17 protein-coding genes and 1 tRNA gene are annotated in these 24,514 nt (G+C 73.0%); 4 read left to right on the top strand and 14 right to left on the bottom strand.

From position 1 onward, the window contains the following. Window positions 1–44: 44 nt before the first annotated feature. From ACZ6EM_RS09935 to ACZ6EM_RS09895, 9 genes are all read right to left on the bottom strand, one after another. The gene (locus ACZ6EM_RS09935; RefSeq protein ID WP_452179311.1) at window positions 45–2,618 is read right to left on the bottom strand and encodes an ABC transporter permease; all 2,574 of its coding nucleotides are present in this window, start codon (window positions 2,616–2,618) and stop codon (window positions 45–47) included. After that, window positions 2,615–3,370 (bottom strand): ABC transporter ATP-binding protein, encoded by a 756-nt coding sequence (locus tag ACZ6EM_RS09930; protein WP_380550445.1) that lies wholly within the window; start codon window positions 3,368–3,370, stop codon window positions 2,615–2,617. Before ACZ6EM_RS09930 ends, ACZ6EM_RS09935 begins: the two co-directional genes overlap by 4 nt. After that, window positions 3,367–3,684: an SHOCT domain-containing protein gene (locus ACZ6EM_RS09925; RefSeq protein ID WP_452179310.1), complete on the bottom strand. Its 318-nt coding sequence runs from the start codon at window positions 3,682–3,684 to the stop codon at window positions 3,367–3,369. Before ACZ6EM_RS09925 ends, ACZ6EM_RS09930 begins: the two co-directional genes overlap by 4 nt. 269 nt (window positions 3,685–3,953) lie before the next feature. Next, window positions 3,954–4,631 carry a response regulator transcription factor gene (locus tag ACZ6EM_RS09920; protein WP_359907250.1) on the bottom strand — a complete coding sequence of 226 codons (678 nt, stop codon included), beginning with the start codon at window positions 4,629–4,631 and terminating at the stop codon, window positions 3,954–3,956. Then, window positions 4,628–5,884, bottom strand: coding sequence for a sensor histidine kinase (locus ACZ6EM_RS09915; RefSeq protein ID WP_465772191.1), 1,257 nt, complete (start codon window positions 5,882–5,884; stop codon window positions 4,628–4,630). Before ACZ6EM_RS09915 ends, ACZ6EM_RS09920 begins: the two co-directional genes overlap by 4 nt. 94 nt (window positions 5,885–5,978) lie before the next feature. After that, complete coding sequence (locus ACZ6EM_RS09910) at window positions 5,979–8,525, bottom strand: ATP-dependent Clp protease ATP-binding subunit (RefSeq protein ID WP_452179308.1); 2,547 nt, start codon at window positions 8,523–8,525, stop codon at window positions 5,979–5,981. Window positions 8,526–8,738: 213 nt separating this feature from the next. Further along, window positions 8,739–9,443, bottom strand: a complete 705-nt coding sequence (locus ACZ6EM_RS09905) for a VIT1/CCC1 transporter family protein (RefSeq protein ID WP_465772190.1) — start codon at window positions 9,441–9,443, stop codon at window positions 8,739–8,741. 178 nt (window positions 9,444–9,621) lie between these two features. Beyond that, window positions 9,622–12,204, bottom strand: coding sequence for a tetratricopeptide repeat protein (locus tag ACZ6EM_RS09900; RefSeq protein WP_465772189.1), 2,583 nt, complete (start codon window positions 12,202–12,204; stop codon window positions 9,622–9,624). A 223-nt stretch (window positions 12,205–12,427) separates the two neighbouring features. Further along, a tRNA-Val gene (locus tag ACZ6EM_RS09895) sits at window positions 12,428–12,502 on the bottom strand. A 172-nt stretch (window positions 12,503–12,674) separates the two neighbouring features. Here ACZ6EM_RS09895 and ACZ6EM_RS09890 point away from each other — a divergent pair. After that, complete coding sequence (locus tag ACZ6EM_RS09890) at window positions 12,675–14,084, top strand: coiled-coil domain-containing protein (protein ID WP_380353456.1); 1,410 nt, start codon at window positions 12,675–12,677, stop codon at window positions 14,082–14,084. Between the two features lie 112 nt (window positions 14,085–14,196). Next, window positions 14,197–14,415 carry an FmdB family zinc ribbon protein gene (locus ACZ6EM_RS09885; protein ID WP_359914456.1) on the top strand — a complete coding sequence of 73 codons (219 nt, stop codon included), beginning with the start codon at window positions 14,197–14,199 and terminating at the stop codon, window positions 14,413–14,415. A gap of 16 nt (window positions 14,416–14,431) precedes the next feature. Here ACZ6EM_RS09885 and ACZ6EM_RS09880 read toward each other — a convergent pair whose 3' ends face one another. The 3 genes from ACZ6EM_RS09880 to ACZ6EM_RS09870 form a co-directional block, all read right to left on the bottom strand. Then, a complete protein-coding gene (locus ACZ6EM_RS09880) occupies window positions 14,432–15,265 on the bottom strand; it encodes an HAD family hydrolase (RefSeq protein WP_465772188.1) in 834 nt (277 codons plus the stop codon). Continuing rightward, window positions 15,265–17,910, bottom strand: coding sequence for a phosphoribosyltransferase (locus tag ACZ6EM_RS09875; RefSeq protein ID WP_465772187.1), 2,646 nt, complete (start codon window positions 17,908–17,910; stop codon window positions 15,265–15,267). Before ACZ6EM_RS09875 ends, ACZ6EM_RS09880 begins: the two co-directional genes overlap by 1 nt. A 179-nt stretch (window positions 17,911–18,089) precedes the next feature. Further along, on the bottom strand, window positions 18,090–19,337 hold the full coding sequence (locus ACZ6EM_RS09870; RefSeq protein WP_452179302.1) for an HpcH/HpaI aldolase/citrate lyase family protein: 1,248 nt from the start codon (window positions 19,335–19,337) through the stop codon (window positions 18,090–18,092). A 356-nt stretch (window positions 19,338–19,693) separates the two neighbouring features. Between ACZ6EM_RS09870 and ACZ6EM_RS09865 the strand changes: the two genes are divergently transcribed. Then, a complete protein-coding gene (locus tag ACZ6EM_RS09865; RefSeq protein ID WP_465772186.1) occupies window positions 19,694–20,875 on the top strand; it encodes a TerD family protein in 1,182 nt (393 codons plus the stop codon). A 101-nt stretch (window positions 20,876–20,976) separates the two neighbouring features. Here ACZ6EM_RS09865 and ACZ6EM_RS09860 read toward each other — a convergent pair whose 3' ends face one another. Next, the gene (locus tag ACZ6EM_RS09860) at window positions 20,977–21,717 is read right to left on the bottom strand and encodes a Tellurium resistance (protein WP_380549977.1); all 741 of its coding nucleotides are present in this window, start codon (window positions 21,715–21,717) and stop codon (window positions 20,977–20,979) included. A gap of 340 nt (window positions 21,718–22,057) precedes the next feature. Between ACZ6EM_RS09860 and ACZ6EM_RS09855 the strand changes: the two genes are divergently transcribed. Beyond that, window positions 22,058–23,227, top strand: a complete 1,170-nt coding sequence (locus ACZ6EM_RS09855; protein ID WP_465772185.1) for a DUF2637 domain-containing protein — start codon at window positions 22,058–22,060, stop codon at window positions 23,225–23,227. A gap of 89 nt (window positions 23,228–23,316) precedes the next feature. Here the strand turns inward: ACZ6EM_RS09855 and ACZ6EM_RS09850 are convergent, their stop codons facing one another. Beyond that, window positions 23,317–24,411, bottom strand: a complete 1,095-nt coding sequence (locus tag ACZ6EM_RS09850; protein ID WP_380549982.1) for a DUF475 domain-containing protein — start codon at window positions 24,409–24,411, stop codon at window positions 23,317–23,319. Between the last annotated feature and the right edge of the window lie 103 nt (window positions 24,412–24,514).

Below are 24,514 nucleotides of genomic sequence, written 5' to 3'. Positions count from 1 at the left end.
CTTCTCCACCGCTCCTGCTCTGCCGTCTCCCGTTCCACCGCCTCCTACTCCGTCGCGATCGCCCGCAGGATGTCCAGCCGCGCCGCCCGGCCCGCCGGGCGGAGTCCGGCGACCGCGCCCGCCAGCAGCCCGGCCACCAGGACCACGGCCAGCTGGAGGGGCGGTATCGCGAACGATCCCGTCCCGGCGCTGTCCGAGGCCCGCACCAGGGCCCAGCCGAGGAAGGCTCCGAGCCCCAGACCGCCGACCGTCCCGAAGGCCGCCACCAGCACCGACTCCCAGCGCACCATGCCGCGCAGCTGGGCGCTGCTCTGACCGACCGCCCGCAGCAGCCCCAGCTCCCTGGTCCGCTCGTGCACCGCCAGCGTCAGGGTGTTGGTGATGCCCAGCAGCGCGATCAGCACCGCCAGCGCCAGCAGCGCGTAGACCACCGAGAGCATCGTGTCGACGCCGGAGGCCGCGCTCTTGGCGTACTCGGCGCGGTCCTGCACCTGCGGGCTGCCGTACGGGACCAGCGCCCGTTCCACCGCCGCCTTGCCCGCGGCGGCCGACACGCCGTCGCGCAGCCCGACCGCGACCATGGTGTCCGCGTCCTGCCCCCGGTGCGGGGCCCAGGCCTGCCGGGTCATCAGGTAGTCCCCGGCCAGGCTGCCGCCCTCGTACAGGGCACGGATCGTGAACGGACCGCTCGCCCCGTCGGTGAAACCCACGGTGACGGACTGTCCGAGCCGCCAGCCGCGCTGCTGCGCCTCGCTGCGGGAGACCGCCAGCCCGTCCGTGCCGAGCGCGGCCAGCGAGCCGTCGACCCGGCCGAGGTCCACGATCCCGGACAGCCGGGCCGGGTCGGTCACGTCCAGCGTCCGGCCGTGCCCGTCGATCCGGGCCACGCCGCGGCCGAGCCCGACCGTCTGCCGCACCTCGGGCAGGGCGGCCAGGGCGTCCGCCACCTTGGGGCCGATCCCGCTGCCGCCGGCCCCGAACGAGGCGGTGGTGACGGCGAGATCGCCCGCGAAGGACCTGCTCACCGTGGAGTCCAGGGTGGCCTTGATCGAGGCACCGAAGACGGTGAACAGCGTGACCACCGCGACCCCGATCATCAGGGCGCTCGCGGTGGCCGCCGTCCGGCGCGGGTTGCGGGCCGCGTTGCGCCGGGCGAGCACCCCGGAGACCCCGCGCAGCCTGGGCAGCGGCGCGCCCAGCGTCCGCACCGCGAGGGCCGCGGCGACCGGGCCGAGCACCACCATGCCGGCCAGTACCGCCAGGGCCCCGACGGCCGTCAGCAGCACGGACGGGCCGTCCGTCGCCCCGAGGACGGCCACCGGCACTCCCCCGGTCAGCAACAGGCCGCCGAGCACCACCCGGACGGCGCCCGAGCGCCCCTGCGCCGCCCGGTCGACCCCGGTCTCCCGCAGGGCCGCGAGCGGAGCCGTCCGCCCGGCCCGGACGGCCGGCAGCAGCGCGGAGCCCACCGCGACCAGCGTGCCGACCAGCAGCGGCAGCAGGACGGCGGCCGTGCCGATCACCATGCCGCCGGTCGGCAGGGCGAAGCCGAGTGCGGAGAAGAGCGCCTTGAGCCCGGCGGCCACCCCGATCCCGCCCAGCAGCCCGCCCAGCGAGGCCAGCAGGCCGACCGCCAGCGCCTCCGCCAGGGTCGCCCCGAGCACCTGGCCGCGCACCGCCCCGAGCGCCCGCAGCAGCGCGTTCTCCCTGGTCCGCTGGGCGACCACGATGGCGAAGGTGTTGTGGATGGTGAACGTCGCCACCAGCAGCGCGATCCCGGCGAAGACCAGCAGCAGCGTGGTGAACATGGTCAGGAACCGCCCGGACACCAGTTGGGTGGACTCCTGGGTGGCCGCCGCGCCGGTGATCGCCTGGACGCCTGCGGGCAGGTGCGGGGTGATCCGGTCGACCAGCTCCCGCTGGGAGACCCCGCCCGCGGCGCGGACCTGGATCGAGCCGGCCTGGCCCTCGCCCTTGGGCGTGAGGTACCGCTCGGCGTCCGCGAAGGTCATCGCGGTGAAGGTGCTCGGCCCCATACCGTCCGCGTCCGCCCCGAAGGTGGCGATGCCGACGACGGTGACCGGCACCGGATCGGGGGTGCGCAGCACGGTGGTCGAGCCGACGCGCAGCCCGCCCGACTTCGCCGCGCCCCGGTTCACCACCACCTCGCCCGGGGCGGCCGGCGCCCGGCCCTCGGCCAGCCGGTACGGATTGAGCCGGCCGTCGACCAGCCAGTTGCCCGCCAGGGTGGGCGGGCCCTGACCGCCGATCGGCTTGCCGTTGCTCCCGATGAGCTGGCCCGCGCCCTGGACGGACGGCTCCGCGGCCGCCACCCCCGGCACGGTGCGCAGCCGGTCGGCGAGCGTCACCGCCACCGGCGCCCGCACCCCGCCGACCGTGCCCGCCGAGTCCAGCACGTCGGCGCTGCGGACCACGACGTCGGTGCCGGCGTTGGCGTCGGCGAAGAGGGTGTCGAAGTTGGCCCGCAGGGTGTCGCCGAGCACCATCGTGCCGGTCAGGAAGCTCACCCCGAGCAGGATGGACAGGAGGGTGCCGGCCAGCCGCCGTTTGTGGGCGCGCAGCGAGCGCAGGCTGAGCCGGAGGGGAACGGCGTTCACGACCGCCCCCGTTCGAAGGCCTTCATCCGGTCCAGCACCAGGGCGGAGGTGGGCTGCCGCATCCGGTCCACCAGCCGTCCGTCGGCGAGGAAGAGCGCCTCGTCGGCCCAGCCGGCGGCCGTCGGGTCGTGGGTGACCATGACCACGGCCCGGCCCATCTCGTCCACCGCCCGGCGCAACAGGCCGAGCACCTCGCCGCCGCTGCGGGAGTCGAGGTTGCCCGTCGGCTCGTCGGCGAAGACCACCCGGGGCCGCCCGGCCAGCGCCCGGGCCACCGCGACCCGCTGCTGCTGGCCGCCGGAGAGCTCGCTCGGACGGTGCCGCAGCCGGTCGCCGAGTCCGACCACGTCGACCAGCGTCTCCAGCCAGGCCTGGTCCGGGGCGGCCCCGGCCAGGTCGAGCGGGAGGGTGATGTTCTCCAGGACGGTGAGCGTGGGCACCAGGTTGAAGGCCTGGAAGACGAAGCCGATCCGCTCCCGGCGCAGCAGCGTGAGCCGCCGGTCGTTGAGCGGGCCGAGTTCGGTGTCGCCGATCCAGGCGCTGCCGGCGGTGAGCCTGTCCAGCCCGGCCGCGCAGTGCATCAGGGTGGACTTGCCCGAGCCGGACGGGCCCATGATCGCGGTGAACCGCCCGGCCGGGAACTCCACCGTCACGTGGTCCAGCGCGCGGACCTCGGTGCCGCCGACGCCGTAGACCTTCACGGCGTCGGCGACCCGGGCGGCGGTGCCCCGTACGACGTCCAGGGTGGTCACCTGGCGCCACCTCCCTTGGCGTCGTCCCGCGGCGACTCGCTGAGCACGGCCCGCTTGGCGCGGTACTCCTCGGCGTCGATGTCCCCCTCCGCATAGCGCCGGCCCAGGACGGCCAGCGGATGCTCCGCCGCGACTCCGGCTCCGGTTCCGGCTCCGGTTCCAACCCCGTACCCGTACCCGAAGCCGCAGCCGTGCCGCCGCCAGACCGTGCGGCGCAGCACCGCGATCACCAGGACCACCACGGCGATCCAGATCAATGGGATCAGCAGGATCCATGGGCCGGGGCCGTGCCAGTCGGCCAGCTGGGTGTACATGGTGGTTCAACTCCTCGGTGGTGGGCCTCCAGGACCTCGGGTGGTTCCCGAGGTGACTGGAGCGTCCCGCAGCGAGGTCTCATCACGCGTCCTACCAGCAGCGGCAGTTGGGATACTCCCGGGAGAGTAGGAACCGCCTGCGACACGCGGGGCCGGAAGCAGCCGCGCGACGGCGACGACTCCGGCGCACCCGCCCTGTGGACCGCAACCGCCCATCGACCAACCACCCGTGGGCCGACCACCCGTGGGCCGCAACCGCCAGGAGCCGATCAGCCCAGCCAGCCCGGCCGCACCAGCCCCGACTCGTAGGCCAGCACCACCAGTTGCGCCCGGTCCCGCACGCCGAGCTTCACCATCGCCCGGCTGACGTGCGTCTTCGCCGTCAGCGGGCTGACCACCAGCCTCCGGGCGATCTCCTCGTTGGACAGCCCCATCCCGACCAGGGCCAGCACCTCGCGCTCCCGCTCGGTCAGCATCGAGATGTCCGAGAGCCCCTCCGGCACGGCCTCGGGCGCCTTCGACCGGGCGGCGAACTCGCCGATCAACCGCCTGGTGACGCCCGGCGAGAGCAGCGCGTCCCCCGCGACGGCGACCCGGATCGCCCGCAGCAGTTCGGCCGGCTCGGTGTCCTTGACCAGGAAGCCCGCGGCCCCCGAGCGCAGCGCCTCGAACACGTACTCGTCCAGCTCGAAGGTGGTCAGCACGACCACCCGCACGGGGGACAGCGCCGGGTCCTCGGCGATCCTCCTGGTCGCCTCCAGCCCGTCCATCCGCGGCATCCGGATGTCCATCAGCACGACGTCCGGCACGAGTTCACGGGCGAGCCGCAGCGCGGCCTCGCCGTCGTCCGCCTCGCCGACCACCGTCAGGTCGTCCTGGAGGTCCAGCAGGGCCCGGAAGCCCGCCCTGACCAGCAGCTGGTCATCCGCCAGCAGTACCCGAATCAATCGCTCTCCGCCTTCGGTGTCGGCAGCTCCGCCCGGACCCGGAAGCCGCCGTCGGGCAGCGGCCCCGCGGCGATGGTGCCACCGAACGCCGCCGCGCGTTCCCGCATCCCGACCAGCCCGCTGCCCGACCCGCCCGCGTCCGCGAGCACCGCGGGCCCCGGGTCCTCCACCCGGACCACCAGCACGGCCGGGTCCGTCCAGTCCAGCACCACGACCGCCTGGCGGGCCGCCGAGTGCCGGACCACGTTGGTGAGCGCCTCCTGGACGATCCGGAAGGCGGTGAGGTCGACGGCGGCGGACAGCGCGCGCCGCTCGCCGCGCTCCTGCACCTCCGCCGCCAGGCCCACCCGGTCCGCCTGCTCGGTGAGTTCGTCCAGCCGGTCCAGCCCCGGGGCCGGCCCGCGCGGCGCCGCCCCGGGCCCGCGCAGCGTCGCGAGCACCTGGCGGACCTCGCCGAGCGCCTCTTTGCTGGTCGACTTGATGGTGACCAGCGCGCCGCGGGCCTCCTCCGGCCGACGGTCGAGCAGCGCCAGCGCGACCCCGGCCTGGATGCTGATCAGCGACAGGCTGTGCGCCAGGATGTCGTGCAGCTCCCGGGCCATCCTGAGCCGTTCCTCGTTGGCCCGGCGCTCCTCCAGCTGCTGCCGGTAGGCCCGGTGGGCGGCGATCCGCTCGCGCCGGAACCGGACCAGCTCGCCCCCCGCCATCACCAGCAGCAGCCAGGCCAGCAGCCCGAGTTCCTGCGGCCAGACGCTGCCGGACGGCAGGGCCGCGCGCTGCCAGCTCTGCGGCAGGACGAAGGTGCCGAGCAGGTGCACCAGGTAGACGCCCCCCGCACCGGCCCAGGCCGCCCGGCGGTGCCCGGAGCCGATCGCCACGCAGCAGGCGATCAGCCAGCTCACGAAGGCCGGCCCGTACGGGTACCCGCCGGCCAGGTACCCGGCGGTGACCACCGAGGTGCCGGCCACCACCGCGACCGGCCGGCGCTCGCGCAGCACCAGCAGCGCCGGCCCGAGCAGCAGCAGGAGGTAGCCGAGGGCGTCCAGCGGGGCCCGCCCGTGCTGGTTGTGCCCGGCGAAGGTCGAGCCGACCACCTGGAGCACCGCGACCGCCGCCGCCGTCCCGAGCGGGTAGCCCGCCTTGGCCGCGCGCACCCACGGCGGGCTCCACGGCTCGGGCGGCTCCTCCGGCTGCTGCGCCGGTGGCCGCTCCGCCGAGGGCGGCTCGGTCGGCGGGGACGTGGGCGGCATCATGCCCACAAGCTAGACCCGCGACGCGTCCCCGCGCGTCCTCCAGCAGTGGCGTTCGGGCGTACTCCCGCTGGAGTACGCCCGCCCCCGGGCGTCCTCAGTCCCCCGAGGCCGCCGAGCCGGCCCGGGCCTTCGCCTCCGCCTCCTCGAAGGTCGCCGACGCCTCCGGCCGCGCCAGCGTCACCACCAGCTCCCCGTCGCTCACGTCCGCGATCAGCGTGTCCCCCTCCCGCACCGAACCGTCCAGCAGCAGGTTGGAAATCCGGTTGTCCAACTCCGACTGGATCGTCCGGCGCAGCGGCCGGGCCCCGAACTCCGGCTGGTAGCCCCGGTTGACCAGGTACTCCTTGGCCGTCCCGGTGACGTCCAGCTCGACGTCCTGGGCCCGCAGCCGGCGCCGGCTGCGGTCCAGCAGCAGGTCCACCACCGAGAGCAGGTCCTTCCGGGTGAGCGCGTGGAAGACGATCACCTCGTCGATCCGGTTGAGGAACTCCGGCCGGAACTGCTGCCTCAGGTCGCGCATCAGGTCGTCACGGATCTCGTCCACGTTCCCCGCGTGGTCGAGGATCCGCTGGGAGCCGATGTTGCTGGTCATGATCACCACGGTGTTGCGGAAGTCGACCGTACGCCCCTGGGAGTCGGTCAGCCGCCCGTCGTCCAACACCTGGAGCAGCAGGTTGAAGACGTCCGGGTGCGCCTTCTCCACCTCGTCGAAGAGCAGCACGCTGTACGGCTTGCGGCGCACCGCCTCGGTCAGCTGCCCGGCCTCCTCGTAACCGACGTACCCGGGCGGGGAACCGACCAGCCGGGAGACGGTGTGCTTCTCCTGGAACTCGCTCATGTCGAAGCGGATCATCCGGTCCGGGTCGCCGAACAGCAGCGCCGCCAGCGCCTTCGCCAGCTCGGTCTTGCCGACGCCGGTCGGCCCGAGGAAGAGGAAGGAACCGGTCGGACGGTCCGGGTCGCCCATCCCGGCCCGGCCGCGGCGCACCGCCTGGGCGACGGCCGTGACCGCCTCGTCCTGGCCGATCACCTTCTCGTGCAGGTGCTCCTCCAGTTTGAGCAGCCGCTCCTTCTCGGTCGCGTTCAGCTCCGCGACCGGGATACCGGTCCGGGAGGAGAGCACCTGCGCGATGTCGTCGGCCGTCACATCGACGACCTCCTCGCGGGACTCGGCCATCGCCGCCAGTTCGTCCTCGGTCTGCCGCAGCTCGGTCTTCAGGTTGGCGGCCCGGACGAACTCCTCGTCCGCGACGGCCTCGTCCAGCTCCCGCTTCAGCTTGGTGATCCGGTCCTGCACCCCGGTCGCCTCGGTCGACCCGCTCAGGCTGCGCAGCCGGACCCGCGCGCCGGCCTGGTCCAACAGGTCGATCGCCTTGTCGGGCAGGAAACGGTCGCTGACGTACCGGTCGGAGAGCGTCGCCGCCGCGTCCAGCGCCTCGTCGGTGAACCGCACCTGGTGGTGCGCCTCGTACGCGTCGCGCAGCCCGTGGAGGATCTCGACGGTCTCCTCGACGCTCGGCTCGGGCACCAGCACCGGCTGGAAGCGGCGCTCCAGCGCGGCGTCCTTCTCCACGTGCTTGCGGTACTCGTCCAGCGTGGTCGCGCCGACCACGCTCAACTCGCCTCGCGCGAGCGCCGGTTTGAGGATGTTGCCGGCGTCCATCGAACCCTCGCCACCGCCGCCCGCGCCGACCACGGTGTGCAGCTCGTCCAGGAACAGGATCACGCTCTTCTCGGCCGCGGTGACCTCGTCGATCACGTTCTTCAGCCGCTCCTCGAACTCGCCCCGGTACTTGGAACCCGCCACCAGCGCGGTCAGGTCGAGGGTGACCACCCGCTTCTCCTTGAGGCTCTGCGGCACGTCCCCGGAGACGATCCGCTGGGCCAGGCCCTCGACGATCGCCGTCTTGCCGACGCCCGGCTCACCGATCAGCACCGGATTGTTCTTGGTCCGCCGGGAAAGGATCTCGACGGTCTGCTCGATCTCCTCGGCCCGCCCCACCACCGGGTCCAACCGGCCCGAACGCGCCTCCTCGGTGAGGTCGCGCCCGTACTCGTCCAGCGTCGGCGTCTCGCTCGGGCGGGCACCCGTACTGCTGCGCTCGCCGCCGGTGCCGCGCCCCTCCAGCACCGACTTCAGCGCCTCCTGCGAGGGCGCCGCGTTGCGCAGCGCCACCCCGGCCCCCGAGCGCTCCTGGTCGAGCAGCGCGCCGAGGATGTGCTCCGGGCCGATGTACGAGGCGCCCACCGCCTGCGACTGGGCGTGCGCGGCGAGCAGCGCGCGCTTGGCCGAGGGGGTGAGCGCCGGTCGGCCGTCCACCGCCTCGGGGTCGCCCGCGGGCAGGGCGTGCTCCAGGTCCCCGGAGAGCCGGTCCGGATCGATACCGGCCCGTTCCAGCATCCGGCGCGAGGGTTCCACCCGGGTGGCCGCCCACGCCAGGTGCGCGGTGTCGAGGTCACTGGAGCCGTCCTCGGCCGCCCGCCGCGCGGCCAGCGCGAGCAGCTCCTGCGAGGACTCGCTGAGCAACCGCCCGATCGGCACCCGCTGCACGGCGGGCGGGGAAGCCAGCGGGCTCATCCCGAAGAACCGGCTGAGCAGATCGGAGAACGGATCGTTCGATCCGAACGGGGGCACGGTCACGGCGCTTCACCTCTCCCAAGCGGTTTGCAGCCACACAAACACAGGCCGCGGCACCTCGCCTGTCGAGCCGGGCGGCGCCGTCACCCGGCGTGCCCGGGCCTCGCCGCCGGCCGGACGTGCGGGGGGACGGGCGGGCGGGCGGACGGGCGGGCGGACGGGCGGGCGGACGGGCGGGCCCGACGTAGAACCGTTCACGGGGCCGGGAACTCGCGTTCACCCGATGACCTGATCCAGCAGCACACCGCCGCTGTACGTCACCCCCATCGCCAGCAGCCCGCCCACGACGTTGCGCATGATCGCCCGCCCCGGCCCCGCCCCGCCCAACCGGGCACTCGTCCAGCCCGACACGGTCAGCGCGACCGCCACCGCCACCACCGTCACCAGCAGCCGCCACGACTCCGGCGGCAGCAGCACCGCCAGCAGCGGCACCAGCGCACCCAGCGTGAACGCCGCCGCGCTCGCCAGCGCCGCCTCCCAGGGGTTGGTCAACACGTCCGGGTCGATGCCCAGTTCGGTCTGCGCGTGGGCCGCCAGCGCATCCCGCTCGGTCAGCGCCGTCGCCACCTCCCGGGCCAGGCCGTCCTCCAGCCCGCTGCCCCGGTAGTAGTCGGTCAGCTCGTCGAGCTCCCCCTCCGGATCCTCCGCGAGCTCCCGCCGCTCCTGCGCCAACGCGGCCCGCTCGGTGTCCCGCTGGGTGCTGACCGAGACGTACTCGCCCGCCGCCATCGACATCGCCCCCGCCAACAGCCCGGCCACCCCGGCCGCGAGCAGCGCCGTCCGGGAACCCTCCGCGCCCGCCACACCGGTCACGAGGCCGGCCGTCGACACCACGCCGTCATTGGCCCCCAGCACGGCCGCCCGCAGCCAGTTCAGGCGCGAGGAAAGCTCCGCCCGCGACTCCCCGACCTGCTCAGCCATCCGCCACCGCTCCCAGGGGTCCGCCCGGTCCCCCCGATCCTCGCCCGCCACCCGCGGCCCCGCCACCCGCCCGTCCGCTGTGACCGGCGTGCGCCGGTTCCGGCTCGCGTCGGGCCGGTGCCCCTACCTGCGCGGCCGAACCGTCCCCAACGGGCACCGACACCTACAGGACGGTGCCTCAGTCCAGCTTCGCTAGCAGGGAATCGACCAACCGGACCCGATCAGGCGCGCCGATCCGCTCGAAGATCCCCCGTGACGCCCGGTAGTGGACCGCTGATCCAGAGACGTCACCCGCCAGCTTCCGCACATTGCCGAGGTTGGCCAGCACGCTCGCCAGATGGAAGTCATCACCCATCTCCTCGAAGCGGGCGCTCGCGTACTCCAGGGCCTCGGTCGCTCTGCGCAGATCACCCATGTGCAGATATGTGGCCCCCAGGTTCAGGTGGGCGAGAGCCACCCCGAACTCGTCCTGGACCTCCTGGTAAGCGGTCAGGGAGTCCCGATAGCTGCCCAGCGCCGACTCGAAGCGACCGGAATCGTTGAAAACCAGAGCCAGCCCGCCGTGCGCCGAGGCTTCCTTCCGAAGGTCTCCGGATGCCTTGTGAAAGAGAATGGACTCGGCCAACGCTTCGCCAGCGTCCTTCAGTCTCCCGGATTCCCGAAACGCCGTGCCGAGATTGGTAAGGGCGGCACCGATCTTCACCGGGCTGCCCGTGCGCTTGGCCAGCCGGACCGACTCAAGAAGGACCGGGATCGCGGCAGCCGGGCTCCGACGCTGGCGCACGGCAGCGCCCAGGCTGGTGTTGGCGTCGCACTGACCTTCCAGGAAGCCGATCCGTTCGGCTATCGCAACCGCCTTCGTCAACTTCCTGATCGCGTCGTCGAACTCCCTCCGGGCCGTCAGACACAGTCCGAGGTTGTTCAGGGCACGGACCTGCCATTCGACGTTCCCGCACGCTCTGGCAGCCTCGAACGCCGCTGTCGCACACTGGAACATATCGGCCGCACGTCCCCGTATGTCGAAGAAGAGCACCAGTTGCATGAAGATGAAGTACGCGTCCTCGGGCAGGTCTTCGCTGGTCGCCCGCAACGCCGCCCCCTTCAGGTTCATGTGTTCCGTATCGAACCAGTCAAGCGCCCCGCTGATGGAATCGAAACGCCCGGTTCCGTCGCGGTGGGTGCTGCGCAGCGCCCTATCGGCCTCCTCGGAGATCTCGTAGTACCGCCTCGCAAGCTCTCCGAAGAGTTCGCGATGTCGGGACCTGACCATGAGTTCGTCGGACTTCTCCGAACTGAACAGATAGACGAGATCGTGCAGTACCCACCGCTCCGAGGAGTCACGGGACAGCAGGCTGGCCTGCCCGATCCGCCGGAGCACCGTTCGGACCCTCGCCACCGGAACCCCGATCAGGACGCTCGCGATCTCCTCGGACACCTGCGGGGTGGGGTTGACGGAGAGCCTGCAGAACGGCTCCTTCAAGTCTTCGTCGAGGTGCCGGAACGAGACTTCCAATGCGGCTCGGACGGCCGTGTCGCCGTATCGCAGGACATCCAGCCGGGTCCTGGCCTCCGCCAGTTCCTCGACCAGGCCAGAGACTCCCAGGGTCGGGTCCTCCTTCAGGATGGCCGCCGAAATCCGCATCGCCAGCGGGAGCCGGCCGCAGAGTTCCCAGAGCCGCTCGCGCTCCTCGCCCGCGTCGGCCCACCGGCTCGGCGTAAGGATCCTCCGGAAGAGCGCATCGGACTCCTCGACTGTCATGCAGCCCAGGGGTACACACTCGACACCGTCCATGATCCCAATGCGCATACGCGAGGTGATCACCAGCCCGTGCGCATCGGCTCTCGGGACCAGCTCCGCGACCTGCGAGAGCTGGGCCACGTTGTCGAACACCAGAAGCACCGGATTTCCCTCTGCGGCACGCCGGTCGAGGAAGTCGTGGTAGTAGGAGGGCAGCAACCCGACCTCGACCGGCAGCTCCGCCGCCGGGACTCCCAACGCCGAGAGCACGGGGGCATACGCGTCCTCGGGACGCCCCATGGTGCGGCGGTCACCGGTGAACCCGTTCATGTCGACGAAGACCAGGCCCCCCGGGTACGCCTCCCGAACTGACAGGTCTCCGAGGACGTTGTCGACAAGGGAGGTCTTGCCCACTCCGGCCATCCCCGTCAAGAGCAGCCTCCGGTTCGCTGCACCGGTCAGGATCTGCCGGAGCAGAGCGGAGTGCTCCTCACGGCCCACGAACCAGTTCGCCGGAGAACGCACCGCCCCGCGGACAGGACGGGCCTGGAGGATCGACTTCGTTCCCCCTCTGGATCTTACGGAGCGCGCATACTCGTGGACCTCGCTCAGAAAATCCGCGACCGTTGTACCGGAAAGCTTCCGAGTGGTCCCAAGCGGAATCCAGGAAGGCGGGTCGAAATCCTCCTGAAGCACCCTGCTGATATTGACCCAGAATAGCTTCCTCGAATCGACGTCGTACACCACGCCGAATACCGGGATGATGCTGTTGCGCCAGTCTTCGACATGACCGTCGACGGGAATCGCGTAACCGTTCGACCGCTTGTACTTCTGCCCGCTCTTGACCTGGATCGCCACACAGACACCAGTCCGGTACCCGCCTTCGGTGAGCATCACCAAAAGGTCTTCCCCGTAGTCGTTCCCCCCGTCGATCTCCTGAACGATCTGATCGTGCTCTTCCAGCAGCATGCGAAGCGCATTGACGCCGGCCCGCTCGATCCGCCTGGTCTGAGTAACCCTCACCGCGCCCCGACTTCCTCGCCACCCGATGTGACCACCCAGCACGGTAGCGTGCCGACCGAAAGGAGGCCGGAGGATTTTCCTTCGTTCACACCTATGGGTTCACCGGACAGCCGGGAATCGTCGAGTCCGTGGGGTGGCGCCGCCCTCGGTGTGCCAACCGGCACACCGGCAACGGCCGAGGGCCGGTCCGGGAGGTGTGTACCTCCCGGACCGGCCCTTGGGGTGGTGGGCGCGGACGGTTTCGAACCGCCGACATCTGCTTTGTAAGAGCAGCGCTCTACCACTGAGCTACGCGCCCCCTGCCGCATGCCCGGTGGGCGTACGACGAGTGCCTAGGGTACCTGGTCCCGGGAGGTGGTGTGGGCCGGGTGTCCGGTGGGCCAGCGGGTGGGCGGGGGTGCGGCGGGGTGCGGGGCCGTGAGGTGGATGGGGTGGGAGGGGGTGCCGGGCCGGTGGGGGGATCGGGGAGAATGGAGGCCGGATCAGCGGGTCGGAGCAGGGAGCGCGCAGTGACGGTGGCCGGCGGGAGCGGGCGGGGGCGGCGTCGGGCGGGGAGTGCGCTGGCCGACGCGTTGGTGTTGCCGGTGGTGCTGGCGGGTGCGCTGGGGGCGGTCGGGCTGGCCTCGGCGGGGACCGGCGGCTGGTGGGGCCGGCGCGGCGGCGGTGAGGGCGGACGAGCACAGGCCCGGGAGGCCCGGGCGGCGGCCCAGGAGGCGTTCTACGAGCTGGAGGAGACCCAGCGCGAGGTGCAGCTCGCGGTGGAGACGGTCCGCGCGGCGGAGGAGGGCCAGGCGGCGCAGCGCGCGCTGGCCGACCTGGCGGCGATCTCCGGCCGGGTCGACCAGGTCACCGTGAACTACCTCGCCGCGCTCGACGCCCACAACCTGGACAGCGAGACCCTGGACGCGGGCACGGCCGCGCAGGCCAAGCGCCAGTTGGAGGATGTGAAGGGCCAGCTGGGCTCAGCCAGGGCGGAGCTGAACGACTTCCTGCGCCGCCTCCAGCCGACCGTCCAGCACGCCGAGCAGCAGCTGATGCGGGTCACCCCGGCGGTCGAGCAGGCCAAGCGCGCGCTGCTCGCGGCCACCACCGCGCTGGACGAGGCGCGCGGCGCAGGCCTGCGGGCGGACGACCTGGCGGCCCGGCTGGCCGAACTGGCGCCCGAGCTCGGCCGGCTGAACGAGGGCCCGGCCCGGCACGGGGTCGCGGACACCCTGCGGCGCGCGGACGACGTGAAGCACCGCGCCGAGGCGATCGCCGCCGACGCCGGGCAGTTGCCGGAGCGGGCGCGGGAGATCGACCGGCGGGTGGCGAGCCTGCGGACCCGCATCCAGGCGCTGGAGACCAAGGCCGCGACGGTCGAGCCCGCTCTGAGCGAGCTGCGCCGCCGGTTCAGCACCGCCTGCTGGCAGGACCTCCAGCGGGTGTCGGACCAGGTCGCGGAGACCGGCCGCGCCGCCGAGCGCAAGCTCGCCGAGGCCGCCCGGGCGCGGGACGAGCAGCGCTGGGCGGACGCCACCGCCGCGATCGGGACGGTCCGCGCGCTGCTGGAGACCGCCGACGGCTCGGTGTCCGCGGTGAACGACCGGCTGCGGCAGCTGAACGAGGTGCAGCACGACCCCAACCGGGAGATCGAGCGTGCCCGCTTCGCGATCCGGGACGCGCAGCGGCTGGCGATGGCCGGGCGCAGCGCGCCGGACCCGCGGCACGCCGCCCCGCTGGACGAGGCGGTGGCCCGGCTGGACCGCGCGGTGGCCGCGCTGGAGGCGGCGGGCCGGCACCCCGACTACTGGCACTTCCTGACCGAGCTCGCGGGCGTGCGGGACACGGCGGCGCGGGTGATCGAGCTGATCCGCGGGGACCTCGGCGGTCACCGGTAGGACCGGGAAGGCCGGTAGGACCGGGAACACCGACGGCACCGACGGCACCGGCGGCACCGGCGGCACCGGAACAGGGCTCCCGGCAGCCACCCCCGCTGGGTACGCTGCCGGTATGCCACGCTACGACTTCCGCTGCCGCTCCTGCGGCGCCACCTTCGAGCTCCGCCGCCCGATGGCCCAGGCCAACGACCCCGCCGTCTGCCCGCAGGGCCACGAGGACACCGTGAAGCTGCTGTCCACCGTCGCCGTCACGGGTGGCGCGGCCGCCGCCCAGCAGGCCCCCGCCGCCGGGGGCGGGGGCGGTTGCTGCGGGGGCGGCTGCTGCGGCTGACCGGGGCCGGTCCCGGTCAGACCCCGACCGGCAGGGCGGACGCTCCGGCGAGGAACTGCCGGACGATCTCCTCCCCGGCCGTCACCCCCACCTCCGTCAGGGCGGTGACGCCGGGGGCCGTCCAGCCGCTGTCGGCGAGTTCGCCGTGTCCCGGGCGCCAGCCCGCGTCCGCCGCGAGCAGCAGGTCCGCGTCGAGCAGTGAGTCCCCGGCCGCCAGCACCGTGTCGGCGCCGGCGCGCCGGACGACCTCGGCCAGTGCGGCGCTCTTGGTGAGCGGCGCGGGCACCGCGTACACCTTGCGGCCCTGCAGGGAGACCGTCCAGCCGCGGTCGGCGCACCAGCCGGTCAGTTCGTCGAGCCAGCCCTCCGGCAGCGCGGCGCGCTCGACCACCAGGTAGGCGAACAGCTCGTCGGCGACCCGCCGTTTGTGCGTCCACTCCGGGTCGGCGCAGAGGGCGAGCCGCCGGGTCACCTCCTCCAGCGGGGCCGAGCCGGCCGCGATCCGCGTGGTGATCTCGGCCCGCCAGTCGCGGTCCGGCACGCCGTCCACCAGCAGCTGCCCGCCGTTGGCGCAGATCGCGTACGCGGGGACCCAGTCCGGCGTCGGGCCGGGCAGGTTGACCCGCCCGTACTGCTCCGGTGTCCGGGTAGTGGCCGGGACGAAGCAGACCTCCCGGGCGAGGTCGGCGAGCAGCCCGGCGGCCCGCTCGGTCATGAAGGACAGCGGCCGCCCCTGGTACACCTCGACGCAGAGCAGCCGCGGCGCGAGCCGGTCGGGCTCGGCCAGGGCCATCGCCCGTTCGGAGTAGATCAGCGTCCGGTCGAGGTCGCTGGCCACCAGAACACCCATCAGGATTCCCTCCCCGTAGTCTCGGTCGCGACGCGCCCATCGGTGAAGGCACGTCGGTCGGTCACGGCACGCCGGTCGGTCACGGCACTCCGGTCGGTCGCGGCGCTCCCGTCGGTGCCGGGGCGCACGTCGGTGCCGGGGTGTCCGTCGGTCACGGCACGCCCGTCGCCCCCGGTCGCCCCGCGGCTGTAGCGGGGGTGGATCAGGCCGACGCAGGTGTACGGCAGGCCGTCCACCTCCTCGACCTCGACTCCGCGCTGGGCGGCGAGCAGCCGGACGTGGTCGAGGTCCGCGCCGGCACCGCGCCGGGCGAGGATCCGCCAGGGGACGCGCCGCAGCAGCACCCGCGTCGTCTCGCCGACGCCGGGCTTGACCAGGTTGACGTTGTCGATGCCGTACTCGGCGCTGATCCGCTCGACCGCGGCCCAGCCGGCCCAGTCGGGCGTCCGCTGCGGGTCGTCGGCGAGTCGGCCGGCGCCCTCGGCCACAGCGGCACGGACCTCGCCGAAGCGGGCGGCCACCGCGTCCAGGAAGGCCGCCGAGACGTCGCTCCCGGCCAGTTCGGCGTAGTGCTTGGCGCCATGGAAGTCGTCCGGCCCGATCAGCCCGGCCCGCAGCACGGTGCGCGAGACCAGCCCGGAGACGGTGGAGTTGAGGCAGGCGGACGGGATCAGGAAGTCGTCCCGGGTGCCGTACGTCCGTACGCAGCGGCCCGGGTCGGCCAGCACCGCGAGGTCCGGGTCGAAGTCGGTGCCGGCCAGCGCGCCGGCCAGTTCGCGGGTGATCGCGCCCTTGCCGGTCCAGCCGTCGACGAACACCACGTCCTGCGCGCGGTGGTGGGCCGCCAGGTACCGCAGCGCGACCGGGTCGATGCCGCGGCCGCGCACGATCGAGACCGCGTAGTGCGGGACGGACAGGCCGTGCGCGAAGGCCAGCCAGCGCCGGACCAGGATGCCGACGGGCGTGCCGGCGCGGGCCAGCGAGGCGAGCACCAGCCCGGGGCCGCGCTCGCGCAGCAGCGTCTCGGCGACGGTGCCGACGGCGAGCGCGATCCGGCCGGCGGAGCCGCGCAGTGCCTGCTGGAACAGCTCCTGGTACTCGGGGCTGGGCTGGTACTCGACCGGCAGCGACTCGGCGTAGTGCGCGCCGCCGTTCTGGACGGCCTCCTCGCGCTCCTCGGTGGGGGCTTCGAGCGCGACCCCGGAGAGGTCCTTGAGGAGCCAGGCCACCTCCTCGGCCGGGTACGAGGAGAACGCCGGCCCGTACAGCGGCACGGGCAGCGGCACGGGCAGCGACGGCGACGGCGACGGCGACGGCGAAATGGACGGCGCAGCAGGCCCAGCCGGCGAAGCGGCACCCCCGGCCACCGGCCGGTGCGAGGGCAGCACGGCGAGCACCACCCGGTCGGTCACCTGCCGCAGCTGGCCGAGCAGCGCCCGCTCGCCCTCGTGCAGCGCCGGGGTGTCGGCCATGTCGTCCACCACCAGCACCACCGCGTCGAAGCGCCGCGCCGGGTCGCTGCCGGGGGCGACGTTGTACGCGTAGCGCTCGGGCGAGCCACCGTCCTGCGGGTCGTCGTGGGCGGGGAAGGCGAGCCTGGTGCGGATGGCGTAGCCGGGGTCGTCCACCGCCAGGACGGGCGAGCGGGTGGTGGTGGAGAACCGGACGCGGTTGCCGCCGAGCCGTTCGTCGAGGGCGCCGGCCAGGCGCAGCGGCGCGTACATCAGCTCCTCGAAGCCGAGCACCAGCACCCGCCGTGCCCCTGCGGGCAGGGCCTCGGCCAGCTGTCCGGCGAGTCGGGGCAGGGCGGCGTCCAGCCGGGCGCGGTCGCGGGCGGTGAAGCCGTGCCGGCCGCCGTCCGGGAGTCCGGCAGGCCAGTCCAGCGCGATCCGGGCCAGCGGCGCCGCGGGGGCCGCCGGTGGCGCTTCCTCCGGTGCCGCCCCGGCGATCAGCCGCTCGGCCCGGGCCACGACGTCCTCGGGCAGCTCGACGGTCCCGCTCGCGGTGGCCACCAGGTCCAGCCGGACGCCGAGTTCGGCGGCGGCCTCGTCGAGCCGGCGCCGGTCGGCCGCGGAGCGCAGGTCCACCAGGGCGACCACCACGTAGTGGCCGCGGGGGTGGCGGGCGTGCAGGTCGCGGATGGTGTTGAGCACCGTGCGGCCGGTGGAGAACTCGTCGTCCACCAGCACCAGTGGCCCGTCCCCGGCGAGGAGTGCGGGGTCGGCGGGGAGCAGCAGGTGCGAGGTGGCGTGCGAGTGCTCCTCCTCGAAGCCGCCGACCGGGGCCAGGCCGGGCACCGGTCGGCGGGTGGAGTGCAGGTAGGGGGCGTCCAGGCCGTCGGCGACGCTGTGGCCGAGGCCGGTGGCCGTCTCCGCGTAGCCGAGCACGACGGCGCGCGCGGTGGCCGCGGCGCCGAGCAGTTCGCGGACCCGGCGGCCGAGTTCGAGCCCGGTGCCGTGGACCACCGAGGGCCGCTGCGGCACGTGCTTGCCGAGCACGTTGGAGACCAGCAGGTGGGCGCGCTTGGGGTTCCCCGAGCGCAGCGCCAGGCCGACGAGTTCGGGGAGGCGCTCGGATCCGGTCAGCGCGATCCCGGCCCGGTCGGCGACCCAACGGCCGGTCCACGTCTGCGGTGTTGCTGTCACTGCTGGTCCTGCCTTCGATGGTGCGCTGGTGCGTTCGTGCGTTCGTGCGCTGGTGCGTTGCTTCGTCGGTGCGTTGCTTCGTCGGTGCGTCGGTGCGTCGGTGCCCCGCCACTCACGGATCCGTCATATCCCCGCCGGGGGCACCGGAGGGAACGGCTCGGGTTCGGTCGCGGAAACAGTCAGCCGCACAGACAGGCCGACAGCAGTTCCGCGAAGCTCACGTCCTCCCGGGCCACCCCGAACACCTCCGCCCGCAGCAGCACCCGCTCCGCCCAGGCCCGGTGCGGCCGGGCCTCGTTCATCTTGTTGGTGTACGCCGAGCGAAGTACCCCGCCGCCGTCCTGCTCCTGCCGGAGGATGTCTCGGGCGTCGCAGTACTCCTCGTGCGTGACCACGGAGAGGGCGTGCACGGCCGGCACATGGCTGGGGTGGATGCAGGTCTTGCCGAGCAGGCCGTTGGCCCGGTCGAGTTCGACCTCCCGGATCAGCCCGTCCAGGTCGTGTTCGATGATCCGTCGGCGGACCTCCTCCCCGGAGGCCCGCAGTGCCCCGGCAGTCCCGGCAACCCCGACAGCCCCGGCCGCAGCCCCGGCCGCGGCGGAGACGGACGCCCCGGCGAACGGGGTCCGGCGCAACTGCGGCTTGAACATCCGCTCCTGCACCGGGAAGTACTCCCAGACCGGTCCGGTGACGGTGTACCCGGTGCCGTCCGCCCGGCCGAGCACGTTGACCACGTCCCCGATCACCGACGCGACCAGCGCCACGTCGTACGCGGTGAGGTCGGGCGAGCGCCGCAGGCCGTACGCGGAGCAGAGGTCGGTGACACCGAGCCGGACGGCGAGCACCCGCTCGCGGTGGCCGGCGAGCAGGTCGGCGATGCCGAAGAGCTGGTCCCGCCTGGTCTCCAGGTGGGCGAGTTCGGGTGACTCCAGGACGGGCATGGCGAACAGCCGCCGCCCGGTCGCGGCCTCGGCGGCGGCCAGCGCGGCCAGGTACTCGCCACCGTTCTCGGGGGTGAACTTCGGCAGTACGAAGCCGCTCAGCAGTTCGACGGCCGGTCCGAGGCGCCGGGCCAGGTCGAGGATCTGGGTGGCGGTGCGGACCCTGATGAAGAGCAGGGGATGGCCCTGTGTACAGGAGGTGAAATCCTTGACCAGGTCATTCAGTTGCTCGACCAGGTTCCGCTCGCCCGCGTCCACCTCGTGGTCGGCGATCGCGTCCTCCAGGCAGAGCACCATCGACACCACGCCCCGACCAGCGAGTTTGCGGATGTCGGCGGCCAGGGCGGGCCGGGTGGCCGGGCTGTAGAGGGTGCCGCCGAGGGCGGTGGCGAGCACCGTCGGCTCGCTCCGCACGTCGAACGGGCGCGGCTGTTCCAGGAAGAGCCGGCCGCGTACGTCCTCGGCGAGGTGGCCGAAATGGCGCAAGGTGCTCTCCTCCAGGAAGTGGACCGGCCCCTGACCGGTTGCCGACGACACCCTGGTCAACCGGCCGACCGGGCGCCTTGGTTCCCGGGGCGCCTCCGCCGGGCGCCCCTGCGTCGAAACCCCGGGGACCTTTCGACCGCCCATCGTACGGACGGGATCCGGCCGGTCCCGGTTCCCCGGCACTGAACTCCCGGAACATCCCGGTCCACTTGGACGATCATGGGCGGAACGGCGACGAACCCCGGAAACGACGGCGGCAAACCTCGGAAAGCGCAAGTCTTGGCAAAGTCCGACCCGGCACGGACCGGTCCGGTCACGTTGTCCGAAGGGGTGGCGAACAGGCAGGATGGTCGGCTATGACGCACGTGATGGCCAAGGGCGCCAACATCGCACTGCCGGCGGCGGCGGTCCGCGCCGTGCTGCGCTGGAGCGCCACGCCCGGTGCGCCGGACGTGGACGCGTCGGCGCTGCTGCTCGGCGCCTCCGGCAAGGTCCGCTCGGACGCCGACTTCGTCTTCTACAACCAGCCCCGCCACCCCTCCGGCCTGGTCCGCCACCTGCCCAAGCAGCAGACCTCCGGCGGCGCCGAGATCATCGACACGATCGAGGTCGAGCTGGGCAAGCTGCCCGCCGAGGTGGACCGGGTGGTGCTGGCCGGCTCCTCCGAGGGCGGACCGTTCCGCGCGGTGCCGGGGCTGCGCCTGCTGCTCTTCGACGCCACGGCCGGCGAGGGCGTGCCCGCGCTCGCCGAGTTCGAGATCGACGACGCCGAGAACGTCACCGCCCTGGTCGCCGGCGAGCTGTACCGCCGGTCCGGGTCCTGGAAGTTCCGGGCGATCGGCCAGGGCTACACCTCCGGGCTGATCGGTCTCGCCACCGACTTCGGCATCATGGTGGACGACGAGGCGGAGGCCGACCAGGTGCCCGCCCAGGTGCCCGTGTCCACCACGCCGTCCGGCACTCTCGACCCGCGCAGCACCGCGATGCCGGACCCGCGCTCGACCACCCCCGAGCCGGGCACCTTCACGCTGGCCCCGGCCGTCCCGCAGTCGCCGCCGGCCCAGCCGCCCGCCCCGACCCAGCCGCCCACCCAGCCGCCGGCCACCGCCCCGGCCCCGGCCACCGCCGCCGCGAGCGCCTCGCCCGCACCGGCGACCCCGCCACCGCCCGCGGCCCCGCCGACCATGCCCCCGCCGCCCACCGCACCCCCGGGCCACCAGCCCGGCACCGGCTACGGCTACCCCCAGCAGACCGGTCCGGCGTACGGCCACCCCCAGCAGCAGCCCGCCGGCGGCTACGGCTACCCGCAGCCGGGCACCGGCCAGCAGCCCTACCAGCAGCAGCCGGGCGGTTACGGCTATCCCCAGCCGAACCAGCCCGTCCCGCAGCAGCAGCGCCCCGCCGGCTACGGCTACCCGCAGCCCGGCACCGGCCAGCAGCCGCCCGTCCCGCCGCAGCCGCCGACGGCCCAGCCCCCGGCCTCCACCGGCGAGGAGTTCGCGCTGCCCCCGCAGGGCCCGCAGTTCCAGCCCCGCTGACGTCCCCGGCGGGGCCGCCCGACAGCCCCGGCCCCGCCGAGACCCGGGCCCGGCCCCACCATGGAACCGCCATGGAACCGCCATGGAACCGCCGACCGCCGTCAGTCGCTCTTGTACCCGCGCTGCCACTGCATCCCGAAGCCGTACAGCCGGTCGATGTCCGCCTGGAACCCGTTGACGTACCGCACCTCGCGGCGCACCGTCAGCTGGTTGTCCCCCGAGTTCTCGATCAGCACCACCGCGCAGGAGCGCGCCGCCCGGGCCCGCTCCTCCAGCTTGATCTCGATCCGCGGCCCGGTCTGCGGCACGATCGTGACCACCGCGTGCGACTGCTCGAAGGCCGGCGTGCCGTCGTAGATGTAGACGAAGATCAGCAGCCGCTTGAACTTGTCCTTCTTCTCCAGGTTGACGTACATCGTCTCGCCGGACGGCGCCCCGTACTGGTCGTCGCCGCTGAGCTTGATGTACGGCGCGTTCTGGAGGTCTCCGAAGAGCCCGCCGAGCGGCTGCACCACGCCGGTGCTCCCGTCCGAGAGCTCGTACATGCAGGCCAGGTCGAGGTCGACGTTCGTCGGCTCGGTGCCCTGCGGCGAGTCCGGGTCCTGCGGCCGCAGGATCCGCGGGCTGAGGAACCGCTTCACGGACTCCCGGGTGCTCGGCCGGGCGGCGCCTCCGGCGCTCATCGTCCAGTGCAGGTTGACGTAGAGGTAGCCGGTGGTGGCGGCCGACCCGGTGATCGCGTGCTGCGGGGCCGACTTGGTGAGTATGACCTTGTGCTGACCGCCGGGGTTGTCGAAGGTGTAGCTCTTGTCCCCGCGCAGGTACTCCCAGATCGAGACCATGCAGTCCTCTCCCCCTGCTCCCGTCAGGCGTTCTGACGGTCCGCCGACCAATGATCGGGCATCGGCCCGGCCGTCGGATACCCAGTCCGCCCCCTCCTCTACCCAACCGGGCCCGACCGGCGGGTCGATTGGCGGGAGGAAGCCGCCCTCCCGTAGCATGCCGCCCCTTCGGACGCGATATCGTCTAGCCGCACAGGTGTCCCGTCCGCCCCTGCGCGGGCGCGGCGGGCCCGTCGTGCGGCGACGAACGAACCGTCAGGCAGCTCCCGCTCGGCGGGCCCTGACCGCCTGTGTCGCGCTGTGATCCTGTCCCCTGCGGAAACCCGAGGCCCGACCCGCAATGAACCTGACCTCCATACAGCTGGTCTGGACCGTCGTCGGCGGCGCAGCCCTGCTGTTCGTCGCCGTCCTGATGGCGACGCTGCGATTCAAGAGCTCGAAGAAGGACGAGTCCGGCGACTCCTGGGAGCGCAGCGAGGAGCGCCGTCGGCGCAAGGAGATGATCTACGGCATCTCCTCGTACACGCTGCTGTTCTGCTGCGCCGGTGTCGCGGCCGCCCTCTCCTTCCACGGCCTGGTCGGCTTCGGCAAGGAAAACCTGGGTCTGTCCGGCGGCTGGGAGTACCTCGTCCCGTTCGGTCTGGACGGCGCCGCGATGTTCTGCTCGGTGCTCGCCGTCCGCGAGGCCAGCCACGGTGACGCCGCGCTCGGTTCGCGCCTGCTGGTCTGGGTGTTCGCGATCGCCTCGGCCTGGTTCAACTGGGTGCACGCCCCGCGCGGCGTGTCGCACGACGGCGCCCCGCAGTTCTTCTCCGGCATGTCGATCTCGGCGGCGATCCTGTTCGACCGGGCGCTGAAGCAGACCCGCAAGGCCGCGCTGCGCGAGCAGGGCCTGGTGCCGCGCCCGCTGCCGCAGATCCGCATCGTCCGCTGGCTGCGCGCCCCGCGCGAGACCTACGCGGCCTGGTCGCTGATGCTGCTGGAGAACGTCCGCAGCCTGGACGAGGCGGTCGACGAGGTGCGCGAGGAGCGCCAGGCGAAGCTGGACGCCAAGGCCCGCGCCCGTACGGCCGACCGCCGCGAGCGGGCCGAGCTGAAGGCCATCTCCCGGCAGGGCGGCATGCTCGCCCGGACCCGCGGCGGCCGCCAGGTTCCCGCCCTCACGGCTGCCGGAGACGGCCCGAGCGCTACGGAGCCTGCCCTAGCCGCGGGATCCGACGCCACCACCTCGACCTCGGCCTCGCTCCTGTCCGGCGACTCGCCGGAGCCGGCCGCCCTGGACGCCGGCCGCCGCCCCCGCGCCGCCGTCGGCTCCTCGTACTCGTCCTCGTCCTCGTCCTACTCGTCCTCCTCCTACTCCTCGTCCTCGTACTCGTCGTCCTCCTCCGGCACCGGGTCGTCCCGCAGCGGCTCGGCCATCGACCTGACGGCCGACGACGACACCCTGTCGATGCCGAAGCTGGACTCGCTGGAGCGCAAGCTGCGCGCGATCGAGCAGCAGCTCGGCTGACCCCGGCACCCCGCGGCCACGACCGCGGACCACGAGGAACGGCCGCCCCCGGGAAATCCCGGAGGCGGCCGTTTCGCTTGCCCTGCGGACTACTTTCCGGTGCCGACCAGCTCCGGTTCCTCGTCCGCGCCCTCGCGCCGGTTGCGCAGGATCGACGAGCCGAGCGCCAGCCCGATGAAGGCGACGCCGATCAGCCCGGTGACGATCTCCGGGATGTGGTACTTGATCCCGATCAGCAGGATCGCCGCCAGCGCGCCGATCGCGTAGTGCGCGCCGTGCTCCAGGTAGACGTAGTCGTCCAGGGTGCCCTTGCGGACCAGGAAGACGGTCAGCGAGCGGATGTACATCGCGCCGATGCCGAGGCCCAGGGTGATCTGGAAGATGTCACTGGAGATGGCGAACGCGCCGACCACGCCGTCGAAGGAGAACGAGGCGTCCAGGACCTCCAGGTAGAGGAAGAGGAAGAACGCGGCCTTGCCGCCGACCTGGACGATCGACTTGCCGGCCTTCTCCGCCTCCTCCTCGCGCTCCTCCTCGGCCTCCAGCCCCGACTCGAAGATCGAGGAGAGGCCGTTGACGGCGAGGTAGGTGACCAGGCCGAGGACACCGGCGAGCAGAACGGTTTCCGCGTGCTCCCCGGCGAAGAAGTTGGAGGCGAGCAGCAGGGCGACCAGGGCGACGACGGTGGAGAAGGCCTCCAGCTTGCCGACCTTCTCCAGCGGGCGCTCGATCCAGGCCAGCCAGTTGTAGTCCTTCTCCTCGAAGATGAAGTCGAGGAAGATCATCAGCAGGAAGACGCCGCCGAAGGCCGCGATGGCCGGGTTGGCCGCTTCCAGGTACTGGCCGTAGGTGAGGCCCTCGTAGGTCTTCTCGGAGTGCAGCGCGAGGTCGATGACCGTCGCGGGGCTGAGCTTCGCGGTGAGGCCGACGACCAGCAGCGGGAAGACCAGGCGCATGCCGAAGACCGCGATGAGGACACCGACGGTCAGGAAGATCTTCTGCCAGTACGGGTTCATCCGCTTCAACACCGTGGCGTTGACCACCGCGTTGTCGAACGACAGGGAGATCTCCAGGATGGAGAGGATCAGCACGATGCCGAAGCCTTGGGCTCCCCAGAGCAGTCCGGCCGCGATCAGGCCGATGGCGGTGATCGCGAACGACCAGCCGAATGTGCGGAGGAACACGGGAGTTGGCTACCTTTCGGGTTCTGGCCGTGCCGGGGGCGGCCTCGTCCCCGAGACGTCCTGACCGGGCCCGGCCCGGTCAGGTCACCCCCGCACTGCCCTC

This window comes from Kitasatospora sp. NPDC041917 (assembly GCF_055589745.1).
Note: the sequence above shows the minus strand (reverse complement) of the source record. Positions and strands in the feature narration are given on the sequence as shown.

What these genes read in the sequence shown, in the direction of transcription:
- ACZ6EM_RS09925 (WP_452179310.1), bottom strand. Translation starts at nt 3,684, where the DNA reads ATGTACACCCAGCTGGCCGACTGGCACGGCCCCGGCCCATGGATCCTG.
- ACZ6EM_RS09915 (WP_465772191.1), bottom strand. Translation starts at nt 5,884, where the DNA reads ATGATGCCGCCCACGTCCCCGCCGACCGAGCCGCCCTCGGCGGAGCGG.
- ACZ6EM_RS09905 (WP_465772190.1), bottom strand. Translation starts at nt 9,443, where the DNA reads ATGGCTGAGCAGGTCGGGGAGTCGCGGGCGGAGCTTTCCTCGCGCCTG.
- ACZ6EM_RS09890 (WP_380353456.1), top strand. Translation starts at nt 12,675, where the DNA reads ATGGAGGCCGGATCAGCGGGTCGGAGCAGGGAGCGCGCAGTGACGGTG.
- ACZ6EM_RS09885 (WP_359914456.1), top strand. Translation starts at nt 14,197, where the DNA reads ATGCCACGCTACGACTTCCGCTGCCGCTCCTGCGGCGCCACCTTCGAG.
- ACZ6EM_RS09880 (WP_465772188.1), bottom strand. Translation starts at nt 15,265, where the DNA reads ATGGGTGTTCTGGTGGCCAGCGACCTCGACCGGACGCTGATCTACTCC.
- ACZ6EM_RS09865 (WP_465772186.1), top strand. Translation starts at nt 19,694, where the DNA reads ATGACGCACGTGATGGCCAAGGGCGCCAACATCGCACTGCCGGCGGCG.
- ACZ6EM_RS09860 (WP_380549977.1), bottom strand. Translation starts at nt 21,717, where the DNA reads ATGGTCTCGATCTGGGAGTACCTGCGCGGGGACAAGAGCTACACCTTC.
- ACZ6EM_RS09855 (WP_465772185.1), top strand. Translation starts at nt 22,058, where the DNA reads ATGAACCTGACCTCCATACAGCTGGTCTGGACCGTCGTCGGCGGCGCA.